The sequence below is a fragment of the Rhodococcus globerulus NBRC 14531 genome (assembly GCF_001894805.1).
GTDB classification, from domain to species: Bacteria; Actinomycetota; Actinomycetes; order Mycobacteriales; family Mycobacteriaceae; genus Rhodococcus_F; species Rhodococcus_F globerula.
In genome coordinates, this window is record NZ_BCWX01000004.1 from 382,147 (window position 1) to 400,813 (window position 18,667).

At 62.0% G+C, this 18,667-nt stretch carries 14 protein-coding genes; 4 read left to right on the forward strand and 10 right to left on the reverse strand.

The features are described from left to right. Positions 1-24 precede the first annotated feature (24 nt). Genes RG2_RS22410 through RG2_RS22430 form a run of 5 tightly spaced genes read right to left on the reverse strand, consistent with a single transcriptional unit; the run spans position 25 to position 7,238 of the window. Entirely contained in the window at positions 25-1,182 is a 1,158-nt protein-coding gene (locus tag RG2_RS22410) for a VWA domain-containing protein (protein WP_033233670.1), read from the reverse strand. Continuing rightward, positions 1,179-3,362 (reverse strand): DUF5682 family protein, encoded by a 2,184-nt coding sequence (locus tag RG2_RS22415; protein ID WP_165826340.1) that lies wholly within the window; start codon positions 3,360-3,362, stop codon positions 1,179-1,181. The genes RG2_RS22410 and RG2_RS22415 overlap by 4 nt, the downstream gene beginning before the upstream one ends. A gap of 8 nt (positions 3,363-3,370) precedes the next feature. Next, positions 3,371-4,471 carry an ATP-binding protein gene (locus tag RG2_RS22420; protein WP_033233672.1) on the reverse strand — a complete coding sequence of 367 codons (1,101 nt, stop codon included), beginning with the start codon at positions 4,469-4,471 and terminating at the stop codon, positions 3,371-3,373. Continuing rightward, the gene (locus RG2_RS22425) at positions 4,468-5,952 is read right to left on the reverse strand and encodes a DUF5691 domain-containing protein (RefSeq protein WP_033233673.1); all 1,485 of its coding nucleotides are present in this window, start codon (positions 5,950-5,952) and stop codon (positions 4,468-4,470) included. Before RG2_RS22425 ends, RG2_RS22420 begins: the two co-directional genes overlap by 4 nt. Continuing rightward, entirely contained in the window at positions 5,949-7,238 is a 1,290-nt protein-coding gene (locus RG2_RS22430) for an SWIM zinc finger family protein (RefSeq protein ID WP_033233870.1), read from the reverse strand. Before RG2_RS22430 ends, RG2_RS22425 begins: the two co-directional genes overlap by 4 nt. A gap of 168 nt (positions 7,239-7,406) precedes the next feature. Here RG2_RS22430 and RG2_RS22435 point away from each other — a divergent pair, with 168 nt between their 5' ends. Beyond that, a complete protein-coding gene (locus RG2_RS22435; RefSeq protein ID WP_033233674.1) occupies positions 7,407-7,814 on the forward strand; it encodes a YciI family protein in 408 nt (135 codons plus the stop codon). A 9-nt stretch (positions 7,815-7,823) separates the two neighbouring features. After that, entirely contained in the window at positions 7,824-8,972 is a 1,149-nt protein-coding gene (locus tag RG2_RS22440; protein WP_033233675.1) for an RNA polymerase sigma factor, read from the forward strand. 9 nt (positions 8,973-8,981) lie between these two features. Here the strand turns inward: RG2_RS22440 and RG2_RS22445 are convergent, their stop codons facing one another. The 5 genes from RG2_RS22445 to RG2_RS22465 all read right to left on the reverse strand — a co-directional run bounded on the left by RG2_RS22445 (position 8,982) and on the right by RG2_RS22465 (position 16,139). Continuing rightward, on the reverse strand, positions 8,982-10,304 hold the full coding sequence (locus RG2_RS22445) for a PucR family transcriptional regulator (RefSeq protein ID WP_033233676.1): 1,323 nt from the start codon (positions 10,302-10,304) through the stop codon (positions 8,982-8,984). Further along, a complete protein-coding gene (locus RG2_RS22450) occupies positions 10,301-11,734 on the reverse strand; it encodes a phytoene desaturase family protein (RefSeq protein ID WP_033233677.1) in 1,434 nt (477 codons plus the stop codon). Before RG2_RS22450 ends, RG2_RS22445 begins: the two co-directional genes overlap by 4 nt. Further along, positions 11,731-13,578 (reverse strand): DUF3556 domain-containing protein, encoded by a 1,848-nt coding sequence (locus RG2_RS22455; RefSeq protein WP_033233678.1) that lies wholly within the window; start codon positions 13,576-13,578, stop codon positions 11,731-11,733. The genes RG2_RS22450 and RG2_RS22455 overlap by 4 nt, the downstream gene beginning before the upstream one ends. 85 nt (positions 13,579-13,663) lie before the next feature. Continuing rightward, a complete protein-coding gene (locus tag RG2_RS22460; RefSeq protein ID WP_051730450.1) occupies positions 13,664-15,136 on the reverse strand; it encodes a class I adenylate-forming enzyme family protein in 1,473 nt (490 codons plus the stop codon). A 115-nt stretch (positions 15,137-15,251) separates the two neighbouring features. Next, positions 15,252-16,139, reverse strand: coding sequence for a LysR family transcriptional regulator ArgP (locus RG2_RS22465; RefSeq protein ID WP_033233679.1), 888 nt, complete (start codon positions 16,137-16,139; stop codon positions 15,252-15,254). Between the two features lie 74 nt (positions 16,140-16,213). Here RG2_RS22465 and RG2_RS22470 point away from each other — a divergent pair, with 74 nt between their 5' ends. Together RG2_RS22470 and RG2_RS22475 are read left to right on the forward strand one after the other, a co-directional pair. Next, complete coding sequence (locus tag RG2_RS22470; protein ID WP_033233680.1) at positions 16,214-16,834, forward strand: LysE/ArgO family amino acid transporter; 621 nt, start codon at positions 16,214-16,216, stop codon at positions 16,832-16,834. A gap of 203 nt (positions 16,835-17,037) precedes the next feature. Then, a complete protein-coding gene (locus RG2_RS22475; RefSeq protein ID WP_033233872.1) occupies positions 17,038-18,585 on the forward strand; it encodes an FAD-binding protein in 1,548 nt (515 codons plus the stop codon). Positions 18,586-18,667: the final 82 nt, after the last annotated feature.

The window sequence follows — 18,667 nt, forward strand, 5'->3', positions numbered from 1 at the left end:
GGGAATACCCGAACATGTGTTCTTTCAAGCAGGGCGATTTTTGTCTGCCCACGCACCGACGTCGCCGCGCTCCAACGCCACCGCGAGTAACTCCGGGAACTTGTCCGGCGTACACGCAAAAGCAGGAATGCCCAGCCCGCCCAAAGCTGCGGCGTTGTCGTGATCGAACGAGGGTGCACCGTCGTCGGAGAGCGCCAGCAAGACCACCACCTGAACGCCGGCCGCTTTCATCGCGGCCATGCGCCGAAGCATCTCGTTGCGAATTCCGCCCTCGTACAGATCGGAGATGAGCACGAACATCGACTCGGACGGCCGTGAGATCAACGACTGGCTATAGGCGATCGCTCGGTTGATGTCGGTGCCGCCACCCAACTGAGTTCCGAACAGCACGTCCACCGGATCCACTAATTTCTCCGTCAGATCAACCACCGCGGTGTCGAAGACCACCAGCGACGTCTTCAGCGCGCGCATCGACGCCAGGACTGCGCCGAATACCGAGGCATAGACAACACTGGACGCCATCGAACCCGATTGATCGATGGCCAGTACCACGTCACGTTGTACGGCCGTGGATTTCCGTCCGTAGCCGATCAGTCGTTCCGGCACCACAGTGCGATACTCGGGCAGGTAATTCTTCAAGTTCGCCGCGATGGTGCGGTTCCAATCGATGTCTCGCAGCTTCGGATTGGACGTCCGGGCAGCACGATTGAGCGCCCCGGTCACCGCTGCTCTGGTCTTCTGAGCAATGCGCTCCTCCACTTCGCGCACCACCTTGCCCACCACCATCCGGGCGGTGGCCTTGCTGGCTTCCGGCATCACCTGGTTGAGGCTGAGCAGGGTGCCCACCAAGTGCACATCAGGTTCGACGGCATCGAGCAGTTCCGGTTCCAGCAGCAGGTGCGTCAGTCCGAGTCGTTCTATCGCGTCCTTCTGCATCACCTGAACCACGGTGCTGGGAAAGTAGGTACGGATATCGCCGAGCCACCGTGCAACTTTTGGCGCCGACGCACCCAACCCCGCTGAGCGCCGAGTTCCCTTCGTTGGCTTCGAACTGTCGTAGAGAGCGGCCAGAGCGGCATCCATCTGCGAGTCTCCCGGCAAGCCGAGTCCGCCCGTCGACTCCTCTGCGGATTCACCCAGCATCAAGCGCCATCGCCGCAGCCGCTGCTCGTCTTCGCTCATGCGTTGACCCCCAAGATATCCGAAACGACAGCCATCGCTGCCCGGCCACGTCGTGCATCGGTCTCGACTGAGGTCTCGGTGACACGGCCACCGCGCACGGCCTGTCCGATCGCGCGCCGCTCCCCCGCCTCGAATGCACCGAACGTCCGGCGCAGCAACGGGAGGGTGTCGATGAAATCCTGCTCACGCAGCTGCCCAACCCAACTGTCGATCAAGTCCAGTAGCGCTCGATCGTGCACCAGGACCAGCCCACCGCCGCCGAGGAAACCGTCGACCCACCCTGCCTTGTCCACTGGCGCGCTACCGATGGACAGCGCCCGTGACAACCGCTGCGCCGCATCGAATTCCGAAATCGATCCGGCATCACGGAGCAATCGGACCATCCGACCCGTCAGAATCCCGTTGACGTCGTCACGGTCGATGAGACCTGAGACCACCTTCAGCCATCGCACGATGGACTCCGGATGGTCGCGCATCAACACGGCCGCGTGCACCTTGTCGAGATGATCACGGAACTCTTCGGCGCTCGCGTCGTCAAGTCCGGTAACCGCCACCGGCAGGCCGGTGCAGATTCGAACCAACAGTCCGTCGGCAACTTCCGTCAGAGCAGATACGTCGGTACCGCGCACGTCACCGTAGCGCAGGGTGCGTGTGAGTATCGGCAGCGCTGCCATCAGATGTGTTACGTCATGATCAAGAGCTGCAACAGTTTTGACACTCGTCAGCACCCGGGTCAGCGCGTCCGGAAGATCAGCGAGGAGGCACTGTTCCAAGAGTTCGATCAGCGCAGCGAGCGCAATATCGGGTGCCTGAACTCGTGCCTCGATTTTGGCCGCAGCTCCGACCGATACCGTTGTTCCCCACAGCGATGCCTCGATCACCGACACCGCAAATTCCGGCTTCCATTGCAATGCCCACGTTTCCCGGAAGGTACCCGTAGAACGCACTTCGTCCTCCGCCGGCACACCCCAGTCGATATCGAGGAGAGCCAACCTGTGCAGGAATCGTGAACGCTCGACGTCGATGTCGCGGCGCAAGTCCAGATCAAGGTTCTTCGCGCCCGCCTGTTGCTTGAGACGCAGCGTTTTTGCCCTGGCCCGCAAGTCTGCTTCCAGCGGAACCGTCGGAGTTTCTTCAGGCACTTCACCCAAAGACTCGCCGACCACCAATTTTCGGGTGATCAGATCGAGCAGCACGTCGTTACCGTCGCACATCACCGACCTTGTCGCCTCTGTCACTTCCGACAAGCCGGCCAGAGGCCGAGAGCGTATGACTGCCAATGCTTCTGCCAGTCTCACCGCTTCGATGACGTGTGCACTCGAGATCGGCAGATCTTCGGCGCGAAGCACCCGGGCAACCTTGGTCAGCCAGCGGGCAACAGTCTTGTCCTGCGCTGTGAACAGGTGGTGATACCAACCCGGCGAGGTGATCCCCGCGCCGTACCCCGATACGGACGCCAGTCGCGAATGCGTCCAGGGAACCCACGTCAACGACGTCTTGATCTTGGTCATTCCCTTGAGGATTCGAGCATCCACCGAAGCGGGACCGAGCGGGCCCACCAACGCGGGCGCATGCCACGCACCGCACACGACGGCCACTCGCTGCGCGCCGTCCTTGAGTGTTTTTCGCAGCACCTGACGCATGTACGCCTCACGGTGCGCCGTCTCCTCGTCAATCGGCACGGTCTCCCGAAGTGCCGCCATCGCATCGGTGATCGCATCGAAGACATCCGAGCTGCCTGTACCCGAGTTGGATTCGATGACGGAATCCCACCAACGCTCGGTGTCGTCGTAACCTGCAGCCGCAGCCAACTCGGCTAGTGGGTCTCCTTCACGCGTGCTCAGTTCAGGCCGATCTGCCAACATGTTGTACGCGGGTAGGTCGCAGAAACGTGCCTGCACACCGTTTTTCGCAGACCAGTCAAGGGCCTGCCATTCCGGCGAAAACACCGCAAACGGCCAAAATGCGGCCTTCGACGGTTCGCCCGTCGCATACGCCAACAGAGCAACCGGTGGCGACATGGTTTCCGATGCCGCCAGCATTACCAGTGGATCTGCATCCGATGGACCTTCGATCAGGACAACTTCCGGAGCAAACTCCTCCAACCCGCGCCGAACGGCACGCGCCGAGCCCGGCCCGTGATGACGGATCCCGAAAACTCGGACCCTGCTGTCCTGCATGGCAAATGTCACCCGGTGACCTCGCGGCAGGCCCGGTAGAAGTCGGACCAGTCGCCTCGTTCACGCACCACGGCCTCTAGGTATTCGTTCCACACCACGCTGTCCGCTACCGGGTCCTTGATCACCGTGCCGAGAATCCCGGCCGCGACGTCTGATGCGCGCAGGACACCGTCACCGAAGTGCGCGGACAACGCCAAGCCGTTGGTGACCACCGAAATCGCCTCTGCTGTTGACAGCGTCCCGGATGGGGACTTCAGCTTTGTCCGACCATCTGCCGTGGTGCCGGAACGCAATTCGCGAAATACGGTGACGACTCGACGAATTTCCTCAGCCGCTGCCGGAACGAGAGGCAACTCCAGCGCCGCACCCAATTGTTCGACCCGCCGGGCCACAATGGCCACCTCGTCTTCCTCGCTGGCAGGCAGAGGCAGAACGACGGTATTGAATCGTCGACGCAATGCGGAGGACAGATCGTTGACACCACGGTCGCGGTCGTTGGCAGTGGCGATGAGGTTGAAGCCCTTGGCCGCCTGCACTTCCATACCCAATTCGGGCACGGGAAGCGTCTTCTCGGACAGGATCGTGATGAGAGCGTCCTGCACGTCGGCCGGGATGCGCGTCAACTCCTCGACTCGAGCGATCTTCCCGGTTTCCATCGCGTTCATCACCGGCGAGGGCACCAACGCGCCGGCGGTAGGGCCTTCGGCGAGCAGACGCGCGTAGTTCCAGCCGTACCGGATGGCTTCTTCGGGTGTGCCGGACGTGCCCTGAACCAAGAGCGTCGACGCCCCCGATATCGCAGCCGAAAGGTGCTCGGACACCCAGGTTTTAGCGGTTCCCGGCACTCCGAGCAAGAGCAGTGCGCGGTCGGTCGCGAGCGTCGCGACGGCGACTTCCATCAGCCGACGCGGGCCCACGTACTTGGGAGAAATGACGGTACCGTCCTCGAGAGTGCCGCCCAGCAGGTACGTGACGACCGCCCAGGGTGAGAGGTTCCACGACGGTGGCCGCGGACGCGTGTCGGCCGCCGCCAGTGCGGCTAACTCATGTGCGTATTCCTGCTCGGCGTGCGGACGCATCAGTGAGGTCGGATCAACAGTGGCACTCATGTGAGCTCCTCGAGCAGTGTCTTGCGGTGGACAATGGCGTTGGCGGTCTTGACAAAAGCTTGCTGCCAGTCGAGATCACGGGCACGTTCCGCGGCCCGGCCGAGCACGGTTACTGCGCTGTACGGGAAACTGGCCTGCGCAAGACGCAGCGACTCGGAGTACTTGTAGCGGGAGAACTCGGCAGATCTGGCCCCGCCATCTGCACGCCTGGCCGCGGCGCGTTCCCACTGCGCCACCACGGAGGCTGTGATGTCGTCCGGCCACGGGCGAGGCAGCGTCTGGAAGATCGCCGCCCGGTCCGGATGCAGGATGTTCGCGTCACCAGTTCCAGACAAGAGGAGATCGGCCAGATCGCGCGGCGGAATCATCGGGAGCAGGCGCCTGTCGGTGGACAGACCACGCGTGCGGAAAATCGCCTGAGCCCATTCCGAGTTATGTTGGAGTACAGCGGCCGTGGACCAGGCGTCGTGAAGGATCGGTTCCCAGGTTCGGTCGAGACTCAGGTTCAGAACTGCCGACGGTTGACCGATCATGTTGTTCCACAAAGATAGTGGAGCTGCACTGATCGCCTGCCGTACGTACTCGGCGCGGTAATCGGTGTGTGGGTTGGGCCGATCCTCGATCCCGTCGCGCTTCGCAGCCGCATCGATTTCTTCGGGGGCCTCGACCACAAGTCGCACACCGGACTGTGTTCGTTCGATCCGCACCCATTCCTGGACGCGCCGAGCCATACGTTCACCGAAAGGCGACTGCGGCAGTCGGGCGAGAACCGTCGCTGCTTCACGCCGGACATCCTTGCGCCTGTCGTCGAGGGCGCGTTCGAGCAAGGGCACGTCATCGGCACTCAATCCGGTGACGAGAGCTGCGACAAACGCTGCTTTGTGTTCTCCCCGTTCCGTTTCCCAGGATTGTGTCAGCTCTTCCGACGCCTGCGCCGGCTCGCTCCGGCGGGTATCGGCCAACCACCGGAGGCGTTCTGCCGGCGTTCCGTGCCGCCACCCGTCGACGCCGCCGCCGTGACCGCGAATCAGAATGGACCACTCCGGATTTCGGGTTGCCAGCCACTGTCCGCGCTCGCCGGCGATTCGCAGGATTCTCTCACGGTAGACCTCACCGGCTCGCGCATACGCCAATAGTTCCGCGACCAGATGATCCGGTGCCCGGAAGTTTCGCTCGAGCGCCAGCGCAAACCACTCGTCGAGCAGCGTCGCCTTGGCAGCCAGCATGGAAAGCAGATGCGCAGAAGACGATTCGGGGAGAACCAGCCGCGGATCGTCCTCCGCGGGCACAGGCAGATCGGCAGTGACGGAACCTGCTCCCCCGGCGCGGTAGGCCCTGGCCAGCGCCGCCGCCTCCAGCAGCACTACTGCCGGATCGCCGCCAAGTCGCGTGGCAGCCGAACGGACATCGACCGGAAGATCATCGAAACTCGCTGCTGTACGCGATGTTCCGAGCAGAGCCGCCGACATGAGAGTGCTCACAGTGCCATCACCTGACCATTCACGAATACCGAGAATGCCTCGATGTATCGTGCATTCCACGTTCCGCAGACACTCACCGGATGCCCACCGGAAATGCCGAGGAGTGTCCACATCATGCGTGAATCACCTTCTGCCGGAAGCGCTGAACCGGACTTGTCCACCAGAAACCACGATCCGTCGACATACGACGGCGTCACATCGGTGACCACAACCGGCCACGACCGCAACCACGGATCAGCGCTGACTGCGTCGGTGTAGTGCTCCAGCGCCGCCGCAATGTTCCCCGCCGGCAGAGTCGTGAACGGCTCCGCCTCACCATGTGTTGCTCCGAGTCGTGCCCGCAGCGCCGCCGCACCGGGATAGAAGTGCAGGTCTGCGTCGACCACATGTCCGACAGGCGGTACGCCACCCGAGAAGTTGGGAGAACCGTGGGAGAAGTCGAGCAAAATCGCCCAGCGTCCCGTAGCTCGCCCCAGGAGCCACGTGGTGCGGGTGAAGAGCCGCTTCTCCTCCGTGATGCGTGAACCCATCACCATCCAGAGTTCGCGAACAGCAGGCAGTTCCATCACACTCTCGGTGGACACCGGGTATCCGACGTGCGCTCGCACCGAATCCCGAAGTGGACCGGGAAGTTGGTCCATTCTCTGATGCGCAACAACAAGGAGATGCAGGCGTACGAGTTCACCCAACACCAGCTCGGGCCAGTTCTCCGCCCCGGCCACCGCCCCGGCCAGCGACCGGAGCGCTCCGGCAACCCCCGGCGCCTGCGCGTCGACCATGCGTGCGGCCACTCCGTCGAGCGCTTCCCAGGAGATATCCATCGATGCCAGGCCACCACGTATCTGGTCGGTGATCCACAGGTCCAATTCGACCAATCCGCTTGCCACTCGTTCGGCGCGTTTCTGGGCTGTGGCCGGATCGGCAACTGCCTTGGCGGCAGGTACCGGTTGCTGTGCGGCCTTCCCCTCCCGTTGTGCCAACCACTCCGCAGCGAAGTCGAGCGGTTCCGATCCCACCGGGACGCGTCCGGTCGACCATTCGAGAAGAAGGCCGAGCGCGTGCTTGCACGGGAACTTGCGGCTGGGGCACGAGCACTTGTAGGCGGGACCGCTCAGGTCGATTATCGCCTGGTAAGGCTTCGATCCGCTGCCCTGGCACAGTCCCCAGAGGCCGTTCTCGACCTGCCCGGTCTGCGACCACGAACCGGCCAGTTTCTGCGCAGCTGCCAACGAGGAGGCGTCGGGAGCTACCGATGCCACCTGCCCGGCAGTCCACGGCGAAGTCACTCGAACACCGTAGGTCACGCTGCCGACACCACCGCTTTCAGACGCTTCACCAGCACATACACAAAGCTCGAAAAAACTTGTCGGCATGATGTCGAGAATCCGTGGCTTGCTACGTCCCTGTAGTGAAGTGCGACCAGAATGGTGGCACCAACCCCGAGGAGAAACACGATGGCCAAGTACCTGCTTCTCAAGCATTACCGCGGCGCTCCGGCGTCGGTCAACGACGTTCCCATGGATCAGTGGACACCGGAAGAGATCACGGCCCACATGCAGTACATGCAGGACTTCGCGGATCGGCTCGAGGGGACGGGAGAGTTCGTCGACGGTCAGGCTCTTGCCCCTTCAGGAACATTTGTCCGGTACGACGGCGAGGGTCGACCGCCCGTCACCGACGGCCCGTTCGCGGAGACCAAGGACCTCATCGCCGGCTGGATGGTGATCGACGTCGACAACTACGACCGTGCCGTCGAACTGGCGGGTGAGTTGTCGGCAGCACCCGGAGCCGGCGGAAAGCCGATCCACGAGTGGCTCGAAGTGCGCCCCTTCTTGACCGCACCACCCGCGATCACCGACTGACCTCGACAGATGAACGACGTCTTGCTTCGGAGCCTCACTCCGAGCGTGCTCGGAATCCTCGTCCGCCGCGGAGCAGATTTCGCGGCGGCCGAGGACGCCGTGCAGGATGCGCTGCTCGAGGCAGTTCGGGTCTGGCCCGACAACCCGCCGCGAGACCCGAAAGGATGGTTGGTCACCGTGGCCTGGCGGCGGTTCCTCGACGCGACCCGAGCGGAGGCTGCTCGCACCAGGCGTGAGCAGCTGCTCGAGGAAGAACCCGTGCGGGAGTCCGCACCCGCAGTGGACGACACACTCCAGCTCTACTTTCTGTGTGCGCACCCGTCGCTGACGTCGTCATCCGCGGTCGCGCTCACGCTGCGGGCCGTCGGCGGGCTGACCACCCGCCAGATCGCGCAGGCTTACCTGGTCCCCGAATCGACGATGGCGCAGCGCATCAGCCGGGCCAAGCGCACCGTATCCGGCGTGCGGTTCGATCAGCCGGGCGATGTCACCACGGTCCTGCGAGTCCTCTACCTGGTCTTCAACGAGGGGTACTCCGGCGATGTCGACCTCGCTGCCGAGGCCATCCGGCTCACCCGGCAGCTCGCGGCCGCAATCGACCACCCCGAAGTGGCGGGCTTGCTCGCCCTCATGTTGCTCCACCACGCTCGGCGAGCTGCCCGGATCTCGCCCGACGGCAATCTTGTGCCCCTCGCGGAGCAAGATCGCAGCCGGTGGGACACCGCGGCGATCAGCGAGGGCATCACAACCTTGTACGCCGCGCTCGCCCGCGACCGACTCGGTGAGTACCAGGTTCAGGCCGCTATAGCGGCACTCCACGCTGACGCGCTCACCGCCGAGGAAACCGACTGGGTTCAGATCGTCGAGTGGTACGACGAACTCGAGCAACTCACCGACAGCCCGGTTGTCCGCCTCAACCGAGCGGTCGCCGTGGGAGAGGCTGACGGAGCGCGCGCCGGTCTGGCGGCACTGGCAAGGCTGGACAACTCACTGCCCCGCTACACGGCGGTGGCGGCGTATCTTCACGAGCGCGACGGAGACCTCACGACGGCGGCGCACCTGTATGGCGAGGCGGCGCACAAGGCAACCAACCTCGCCGAACGCGACCACCTCACACGCCAGGCTTCCCGGCTCAACTCCCGCCGGAGTGCAGACTGAATTCCTGTCTCAACCGAGAGGGCGCAACACCGATCTACCGAGCAATTCGCACACCTGCAACGCCAGAGCCAGATCCAGCTTGTCACGCCCGACGATGACTGGATCGCCGAGCGCTTTGTTGATGCGGTATTTCACGGTATTGCGGTGCAGATTCATCTGATTGGCAGTATGGAGGTGACTTTCGCCGTTCGCAAAGTACACGCTCAATGTTGTGCGCAGGGACGCCGCACCCGGGGTGTCGGCAGCCAGCGGCCCCAACACTTCCCACACCCAGGACTTGGTCGCATCCAGATTGTCCGACAGGAGAGACACCACCGCGATGCCTCGGTCACCAAAACTCACGAGAGGCCGTCCCGGCGTATCCGGCACGGTTGCAACAGAATAGGCGGCGCGCGCTTGCTCATGCGAACGCTTGAACCCGGACATCCCATTCCCTGGAAGACCGATGGCGACGCGGGTGCCACCGTCGAGCGGCACGGATGCCGACAGCACCTGCAGATCCGGTGCCGGAACGCGGCGTCCGAAGGGCAACCACGCCCACACTGTTCGACGGTCGATCGCGGTGACGATCACTGATTTGTCAGCGCCGGCCGCCGCGCCGAGATCACGCACCAGCCGATCCAGGGCATTGAAGCCCAACGCATCGGCATCCCACGTCGACCAGGCAACCACGGCAATGTGGTTCTGGTCCAGCCGATATCCGGTTTCAGACTCGAAACTTCCTGTGTCTGACCCAGTTCCGGACAACAGTGCGTGGATCGCAGCTGAATGCAAGTTGCCCTGTGCGTTGATCCACCGACTTCGCTCCTGTTCGTACGCATCGAAGACGTACAACGTAATCCAGTCGATGTAGCTGTACACCACGTCCGAAGTATGTTTCAGGACAGCCAAAGTCAGTCGGGCCGGAATGTCGAGGGCGCTGACCTCGTCATGACAAATCCTCATCAGATCGCCCTGGCCCATGTGATATGCCCGTACCAACGAGTTGGACGGGACGTCTCGTTGGGCGAGCCTGAGCGCGTATTCCACTGCCGCGGTTGTGGGCTGGAGATGATCGATGGGTATGTCGTTTGCCAGCACATGAATGATGGTGGTGACATTTCCCTGCACGCTGGCTTCGAGCATCTCGATCAAATTGGCATCGTTGTCCAACTGGTCGATCTCGTGAGCCATCATGACGCTCATTTCGCGCGCTATTTCAGTGCTACGCGCATCGAGGCGTCGCGCCAATTCTGCAACCACGGCAAGAACTTCCGGTTCGGCGGCAGCCGGCACCCGGGCGAGGCGCCGCCTCGCGACGGCGTCTCGATCCTTGTGCGATGGACCCGTCACAAAACCTCCGCACCCTTCCGCCTGAGATACTTCAGTGCAGATTCGGCCGCGTTGTATCCGCACATTCCGTGCGCCCCGGCCCCTGGCGGCGTCGACGCCGAGCAAAGGTACGTGCCCTCGATCCCGGTACTGTACGGATCTACAGCGATGCGCGGACGCAACACCACTTGCAGTTCGGAGTTTGCTCCTCCGATGATGTCGCCGCCCACCTGATTCGGATTGTCCTGTGCCAGATCAGCGGTATTGCGACTCGATGTGGCCACGATCTGATCCCGGAACCCCGGTGCAAACCTTTCGATCTGGCGGATGATCGCCTCCGTAGCATCGCCGGTATATCCTTGTGGCACATGGGCATAGGCGTACAGCGGATGGATGTTCCCGGCAGAGCGGGTGGGATCAGCGAGGTATTGCTGCCCTAAGAGCACAAACGGTCGCTGCGGCATGCGCCCCGCATTCGTCTCACGCTCATTTGCCACAATTTCGTCGAAACCACCTGCCAGATGGACTGTTCCGGCCCGCGCACAATCCGGGTTAGTCCACGGCACATGACCTTCGATCGCAAAATCAACCTTGAAAGCGCCGGGTGCCAACTTGAACTTCCGGTAGGCCTTTGCCACTCGGGCGGGGAGACGATCCCCCAGGATTTCGAGAGCACCAACTGGATTGACATCCATCAGAACAACATCGGCGTCCGGAATCTCGACAGCTGTGCGCACCCGGATACCGGTGTCGATCTTGCCACCATGATCGAGGAGCATCGCCGCTAACGCATCGGTGATGGAGCGTGAACCGCCCTCGGCAACTGGCCATCCGTAGCGGTGACCAGCCGCGGTGATCATCAACCCCACGGCCGATGTGGCCGGACGGTGAAGTGGATAGAAGGCGTGCGCGGCGACCCCACCGAACAAAGCCTTGCCCTTGTCCGTCTTCCACAATTTCGCGGTCACGGTTGCCGGAAGCAGTGCTCGCGGACCGAAAGCCGCAAGCCTGAGCGGATGACGCGGAACGTTCACGATGGGGCGCATCAGGTCGGACGCCAGCGCGTCGAAACCAGTCGACAGGTCGCTGAACATGCGTTGCCATCGCTGCCCGTCCGCGCCGAGCCCCGCCGCGGTCTGCTCCAGCGAGCGATACAGAACACCGGCATCACCGTTGTCGAGGGGGTGCGCACAGTCCGCCTCGGCCCACCGCCAAATCAACCCGTACCGCTCGAGGTCGAGCTTGGACAGATACGGCGAACCGATACCCATCGGGTGAAACGCCGAGCAGTGATCGTGGATCAACCCGGGCACGTCGATCGGACCGGAGCGTGTTCCTCCGCCGATCTGGTCGGCGGCCTCGAGTACCTGCACGTCCACACCGCTCCTGGCAAGGTGTACCGCGGCAGCGAGCCCGTTCGGCCCGCTGCCGACAACTACGGCCTTTGTCACTTACCCACCTCTTGCTCGATACTGCTGGTCTTCGTTCGCATCCTCGGCTCGGAGACGACCTGCGGGTCTGTCGCCGCGCGGTCAGCTCGTACGTCCAGTGTCCACTGAACATCGAACGGAATGGGGCCATTCGGCAACCACGGTTGTTCGGCTACCGCGTCGGCCACCTTGAAGGTGCCCCGTTCGATGACGCCCAACGCCGCGTCGATCACCTTGTACTCCTGTGTGCCCTTGTGGATGGGCTGGGATTCGATCCACGTCACCAGGAACTCGCCCGGTGCGAAGTTGCAACGACGCTGAATCGCCGCGATCATCTTCTCGTCGTGCAGATGGCCGTCGCCGAAGTTGAAGGCGACGATGGAGTTGCACATGAATTCGGCCTCCCGCAAGGAGTACGTGTTGATGTCCTCACCGAGGTGCCGGAGCATCAGCGAGAACAGCGCGCGCCCCTGGCTGTGCATCGAACGCCACCCCAACAGCTGATGCAGAACGACGTCGGACACGTCTTCGGGGTACATCGTCATCAACTGATTACGGGTATCGGGCGACGGACGCTTGATGCACTGATCGATCTTGGCTTCTGCACCCGGCGCGAATGCCCACGTCGCAGACGCCCAGTTGCCGGCGTACTGACGCATGGAGGGCAGGAACGACACGAGATCGGGTCGAAGATTGCCGAGAATCGGGAAGAAAGCAAGTGCTGCAACAATTCCCACGGTAATCCACGGCGAGGACATGGCACCGAGACCGTAGCCGTCCCACGCCGGGAAGCCGAGGAACAGGAACGCCGCCGCGTAGGCAAACAGCAGGTTCCATTCCAGTGGAACAGCCAACGGGAAGGTCGACGCGATGAACAGGTGGAATCCGACCATGAGAATTACGGCAAGAATGGTCAGGGTCTTGTTGGTGGAGAACAGCAGGATCAACGGTGTGACGATCTCGACCATTGTTCCCGCCACGTGTGCAACTCCGCCACCGAGGTGTGAGGGCCGCAGGTCTTCGGGGAAATTACGGTAGTGCGCGCGCTTGATCTTCTTCGAGGGAATCCACGGTGTATTACTCAACATCGGCGGAACCACCAGTGAGAAGTGGCGACCGAACTTCGAGATACCGGCTCCGATCCACACCATGACGATCAGCAACTTGAGCGCCAGGATCATGTCGACGAACGGCAGGAACGTGAAGAAGAAAATAGCCGGCAGGTACTGCTCGCTGCGCGCGGCGATGAACGGGACCTTGTCGCGCAGACCAAGAATCGCCATGAGGACCAGGAACGAGTACAGGGCGGTCGGGCGTACCAGTCCGGCGTTATCGGCGATCGCCGCGTCGATTCCCGTGGTGTGCACTCCTGGAAGCACTGTGGCAACAAGAAGATTGGCAACAGCGGCGACGTAGATGAGCACGTCGAACACCGTCCGGGTGTCGCCGGAAGTGAGTGGAACCTTGCCCGGCCACGGTGGCAGGCGAATCGTTCCCGGCCGAATCCAGTAGAGGACGCCACCGGTCATCGGCTTGAAGTGACCGGCCAGCGGGCCCCACGAACCTGCCAGGCCCAGCATCTCGAGCATCATCGTCCACAGGATCAGCTTTTGGTAGACGATGGGCTGATTCCACCAAGATCCTGGATCGACCCAGGAAAGCCCGGAAGTCAGTGTCGCAACTGCGGTTCCGGCCAGCAGGTAGAGAAACAGCAACTTCATGATGTAGACGGTGTGGACCATCTTCGGTGTCCCGAAGCCGTAATCAACCCAGTGCGTGGACATGTCGCGAAGACGCTCGAGGAAAGGCTTGTCCATGAACGTGGCCGGGTCGACGGGAGGGAAGTTTCCTTCTTTGAATCCCATGGTGTGCTCCTGATGTGCAATATGTGGGCATGACGGATCAACTCGACGCACGTCATCGAGTTATTCGGGTATTACGGGGATGTGGCTAGCGAGCGGGTTCGACGCTCAATGCTCGCCGCATTCCAGGTTTGTCGATCTTGCCCACCGGGTTTCGGGGTAGCGCGTCGACGACGTAGATCGCCACTGGCAGCTTCACGCGAGTGAGGAGCGCCGTGACATGTTCGAGCAGTTCGTTTTCCGTGACAGGCGAATCCGGATACGTAACAACATAGGCAACAGGTACCTCTCCGTAGACCTGGTGCGGAGCCCCGATCACAGCGGCCTCCAACACGGAAGGGTGCGTGGCAAGCGAGTTTTCGATTTCCTTGGGGTAGATGTTTTCTCCTCCCCGGATGATCATGTCTTTGATGCGGTCGACCAGAGTCAGGTAACCATCCTCGTCCAGAAACCCGACGTCGCCGGTATGCAGCCAACCGTCCACAACAGTTTTGGCTGTCTCTTCCGGTCTGTTCAGGTAGCCACGCATCACGTTGGCACCCTTGATGATTACCTCGCCCGCGACACCACGCCGAGCAAGAGTCCCGTCGTCGGCGAGGATCGCAATCTCTTGCCCGGGCAACGCAGGGCCGACTGTGCCGAGTTTGCGAATGCCGTCATAGGGATTACACGCAGACGCACATGTTCCCTCGGTCAGTCCGTAGCCTTCCACGATGACAAAACCGAACCGTTCCTCGGCGCGTTCGAGGAGTTCTTTACTGATCGGTGCGGCGCCGCAGACACCTAGTCGCAACGACGCCGTGTCGAGCGTTGCACCTTCGGACTGCGAGGTCAGCATCGCGTAGATGGCGGGAACGGCGGAAAAGTACGTGGGCCGCAAGCGTGCCACGTCGTCGAAGAACCTTGATACCGAGAACTTTCCGGTGATACTGACCTGACCGCCGACGATCAGCGGGGCGAGAACGCTCACGCAAATAGCATTGACGTGAAACAAGGGCAGTACCAGAAGACAATGGTCGGCTCCCGTGATGCCGATACTGCGCCCCATCGACGACGCCATGAACTGCAGGTTGGCATGGGTCAGAATGACGCCCTTGGGGGTACCCGTAGATCCACTGGTGTAGATCAAGAGCGCAAGGTCTTCCTCCGCCACGGCGACGTCCGGCAACGGTACGGATGGTGGCGCAACAGCCAGATCATCGACGCACAGCACTGCGCGTCCACCGTTCGGTGCACCCAGTCCAGACGTAACAACCAGTTGCGCACCGGAATCCATGATCTGATAGTCGGCCTCATTGGCCGTGAACATCGGATTGATCGGTGTCGCAGCGGCGCCGACGCGCCAGGCCGCCATGATCGCCGTCACCAACTCGACTCGGTTGGGAAGCATGATCGCAATGACGTCACCACGCCCGATACCCCGGCTTGCGAGTTGCGCCGCAACAGCTTCTACGCGATCGGCGAACTCCGCATAGGTCAGTTCGCTTCTATCGTCACGAAGGCACGGAGCGGATCCGTACTTCTTTGCCAGATCGGGGGCCAGATATCCGATGTCCACCACGTGAGTCAGCACCTTTCATTGCATGTGACTCAGAACACTATCGGCGATCTGGGGCCGAAGAAACGGTCGCGGAGGCTCAACTTGCCCAATTTCTTTGTCTCCGGAGCACAATCGGTCAGGCACTCGATTGAGGCAAGATCTCCTGGGCACGAGCAGCAACGGCGTCGGCGATTCGTACCAAGATGGGCGGCGACAACTTCCACTGCTGCCAGAACAGCGGCACGTCGTAGACAAAATCCGGATCGAACCCGATCAGCGCATACGCCGATTCGTGACTTTGCAGATCAGGCAACAGACCCCAGCCGTAGCCCAGTCGCACCGCATCCGAAAAACCCGCAGACGAGGGCACCTGGTGACGAGGAGGGTCAACGGGGTAGCCGACCTTCCTGCGCAAGTACCTGTCCTGCAGCAAATCCTTGCGGTTGAACACCACCACCGGTGCGGCTGAAAGTGCTTCTGCCGTAACACCGTCCGAAAACCATCTGTCACAGAATTCGACGCTTGCCATCGGCCGGTATCGCATGATGCCGAGCCGGCTCGACGTGCACCCTTGAATTGGCGTCGCCGCCGAGGTTACTGCCGCCATCACCGACCCGTCACGGAGGAGATCGGTTGTATGGTCCTGATCGTCGAGATGAAAGTCGAAACTCGCTTCGGCCGTGAAATCTGCAAGCACCTGAAGTACCCACGTGGACAACGAGTCTGCGTTGACCGCAACCGAGATACGAGCCAGTGAGCCCTGTTCGTTGTCAAGACCCAACTCGCGCATGGTATCCCGCGAGAGAGCATCTATCTGACGGGCCAATCGCAGTACCTCGCGCCCCGAGTCGGTGACCTGAACCGGCTTGGTGCGTTGCAGCAGAATCCGGCCCACCGCACGTTCGAGCGCTTTGATCCGCTGACTGACTGCAGATGGCGTGATGTGCAGTTTCCGAGCAGCCGCGTCGAATGTTCCCTCGTCTACCGCGGCGTGGAGCGCTTTCAACTGCTCGATGTCCAGCATAATCTGAAACTACTCTTATGTGGCTTAAGAATCATTAGCTGGACTGCTGATTATTCGACGGCCAGGCTGGTGACATGCTCAGCAATAGTGACCCGACGTCCGCCGTCGTCGGTTTTGGTGTCGGACTCTCGTTGATCGTTGCGATCGGTGCCCAGAATGCGTTTGTACTTCGCCAAGGCCTGACGCGCTCGCACGTACTCCCGATCGTGACAGTTTGCGCCGTTTCGGACGCAATTCTGATTCTCGCCGGCATCAGTGGAATTGGAGCCATTCTCGAACACACACCGTCACTGATCACTTTCGTTCGCGTTGCCGGTGCGATTTTCCTACTCGGCTATGCAGTGTTCGCAGCCAAACGTGCCGTCCGGCCGCAGACGTTGGCGCCCGATCAACACGGCAACGGATCAAGGCTTGCCGCCATCACTATGGCATTGGCGCTAACCTGGCTGAACCCACATGTCTACCTCGACACCGTGGTACTGATGGGTTCGATTGCCAACGGCCGCGGCGAGATCGGACGGTGGTGGTTTGCTGCCGGCGCCATCACCGCCAGCGCACTCTGGTTTGCCGCTCTCGGTTACGGCGCACGTCTGCTGACGCCACTTTTTGCCAAACCCAATGCCTGGCGAGTTCTCGACGCCATTATCGCCGCGATGATGACGACCCTCGGGGTCAGCTTGCTCCTGGAACTCTGAACACGGGCGGGCTGAATTTTGTATCCCGTTCACTGGAACATCGACAACCGCACGCGGGTGAGGCCGTGCTTAAAATCACCTTACGTCGACGTCGAGGACATCACTGACGACATGGTTTCCCGCTTCGCATCTGCACAACCAGTAGCTTTCCGTGCGCGGAAGAACCCACCTGGAAAACCGGCGTAGCCGGGAAAGGCTGAATGATGATGAACTGGAACGAAGAATATGACGTGCTGGTGGTCGGTTCCGGCGGCGGCGGCGTCACCGGCGCCTACACGGCGGCTCGCGAGGGACTGACCGTCAATCTCATCGAGGCGACCGACAAGTTCGGCGGCACCACCGCGTATTCCGGCGGCGGCGGCGTCTGGTTTCCGTGCAACCCGGCGCTGCAACGCGCGGGTACCGACGACACCATCGAGGACGCGCTCGAGTACTACCACGCCGTAGTCGGCGACCGTACTCCGCGCGAGTTGCAGGACACGTACGTCCGCGGCGGCGGCCCCCTGATCGAGTACCTCGAACAGGACGAATACTTGAAGTTCGAAATGCTCCCCTGGCCCGACTATTTCGGCAAGGCGCCCAAAGCCCGCCTTGATGGACAACGGCACACCATGCCCTCCCCGCTCCCTGTCTCGCAGGCGCCGGAACTGCGGGAGGTTGTGCGCGGCCCCCTCGACTTCGACCGTCTCGGGATCCCGCAACCCGACGACTTTTTCATCGGCGGACGAGCACTGATAGCCCGCTTCCTCAAAGCCATCGAAAAGTATCCGAATGCGAAGTTGACCTTGAACAGCCCGCTTGTCGAGCTTGTGGTCGAAGAAGGAGCCGTCGTCGGCGCCATCGTCGAACGCGATGGACAGCGCGTAGCCATCCGTGCCCGCAGCGGCGTGATCCTGGCAGCCGGAGGTTTCGAGGCGAATGACGAACTGCGACAGAAGTTCGGGGTTCCCGGCCACGCCCGCGACACCATGGGGCCCGGAGCGAACCTCGGCAAAGCGCATCAGGCTGCCATCGCAGTCGGCGCTGACACCGACCTCATGGATCAGGCATGGTGGTCACCCGGACTGACCCATCCCGACGGGCGTTCTGCGTTCGCACTGTGGTTCACCGGCGGCATCTTCGTCAACCAGGACGGTGCACGCTTCGTCAACGAGTCGGCTCCGTACGACCGACTCGGGCGCGATGTGATCGCTCAGATGGAACAGGGCACGCTCACGCTGCCGTACTGGATGATCTACGACGACAAGGAGGGCGAGCGCCCGCCGGTGCAGGCACCGAACGTGTCGATGACAGCGACTGAAAAGTACGTCGACGCAGGCCTGTGGCACACCGCCGACACCCTTGAAGCCCTCGCCGAAAAGATCCGAGTACCGTCCGAAATACTGGTGGAGACAGTCGCTCGATTCAACAAGATGGTCGAAAACGGCGTCGACGAGGACTTCGGTCGTGGTGACGAAGCCTATGATCGTGCGTTCTCGGGCGGCGAACCACCACTGGTGGCGATCGAGCAGGGCCCGTTCCATGCGGCGGCGTTCGGAATCTCCGACCTCGGCACCAAGGGCGGGCTGCGCACCGACACGGCAGCTCGAGTTCTCGATACGTCGCACAACCCGATTCCCGGCCTCTACGCGGCGGGTAACACCATGGCTGCGCCAAGTGGAACGGTCTATCCCGGCGGCGGAAATCCCATTGGCACCAGCATGCTCTTCAGCCACCTCGCCGTGCAGAAAATTCTCTCCGAGCGCGAGTAACGCACAGGCTGCCAGCGCACATGCGTTACCGTTCACACGACGCATGTTCCACGCAATTCACGTTTCGAGAGTTGTGACCGTC

Excerpts from the sequence above, each read along its gene's own strand:
- RG2_RS22410 (WP_033233670.1), bottom strand. The coding sequence starts at position 1,182 with ATGAGCGAAGACGAGCAGCGGCTGCGGCGATGGCGCTTGATGCTGGGT.
- RG2_RS22415 (WP_165826340.1), bottom strand. The coding sequence starts at position 3,362 with ATGCAGGACAGCAGGGTCCGAGTTTTCGGGATCCGTCATCACGGGCCG.
- RG2_RS22420 (WP_033233672.1), bottom strand. The coding sequence starts at position 4,471 with ATGAGTGCCACTGTTGATCCGACCTCACTGATGCGTCCGCACGCCGAG.
- RG2_RS22435 (WP_033233674.1), top strand. The coding sequence starts at position 7,407 with ATGGCCAAGTACCTGCTTCTCAAGCATTACCGCGGCGCTCCGGCGTCG.
- RG2_RS22440 (WP_033233675.1), top strand. The coding sequence starts at position 7,824 with ATGAACGACGTCTTGCTTCGGAGCCTCACTCCGAGCGTGCTCGGAATC.
- RG2_RS22455 (WP_033233678.1), bottom strand. The coding sequence starts at position 13,578 with ATGGGATTCAAAGAAGGAAACTTCCCTCCCGTCGACCCGGCCACGTTC.
- RG2_RS22465 (WP_033233679.1), bottom strand. The coding sequence starts at position 16,139 with ATGCTGGACATCGAGCAGTTGAAAGCGCTCCACGCCGCGGTAGACGAG.
- RG2_RS22470 (WP_033233680.1), top strand. The coding sequence starts at position 16,214 with ATGCTCAGCAATAGTGACCCGACGTCCGCCGTCGTCGGTTTTGGTGTC.
- RG2_RS22475 (WP_033233872.1), top strand. The coding sequence starts at position 17,038 with ATGATGAACTGGAACGAAGAATATGACGTGCTGGTGGTCGGTTCCGGC.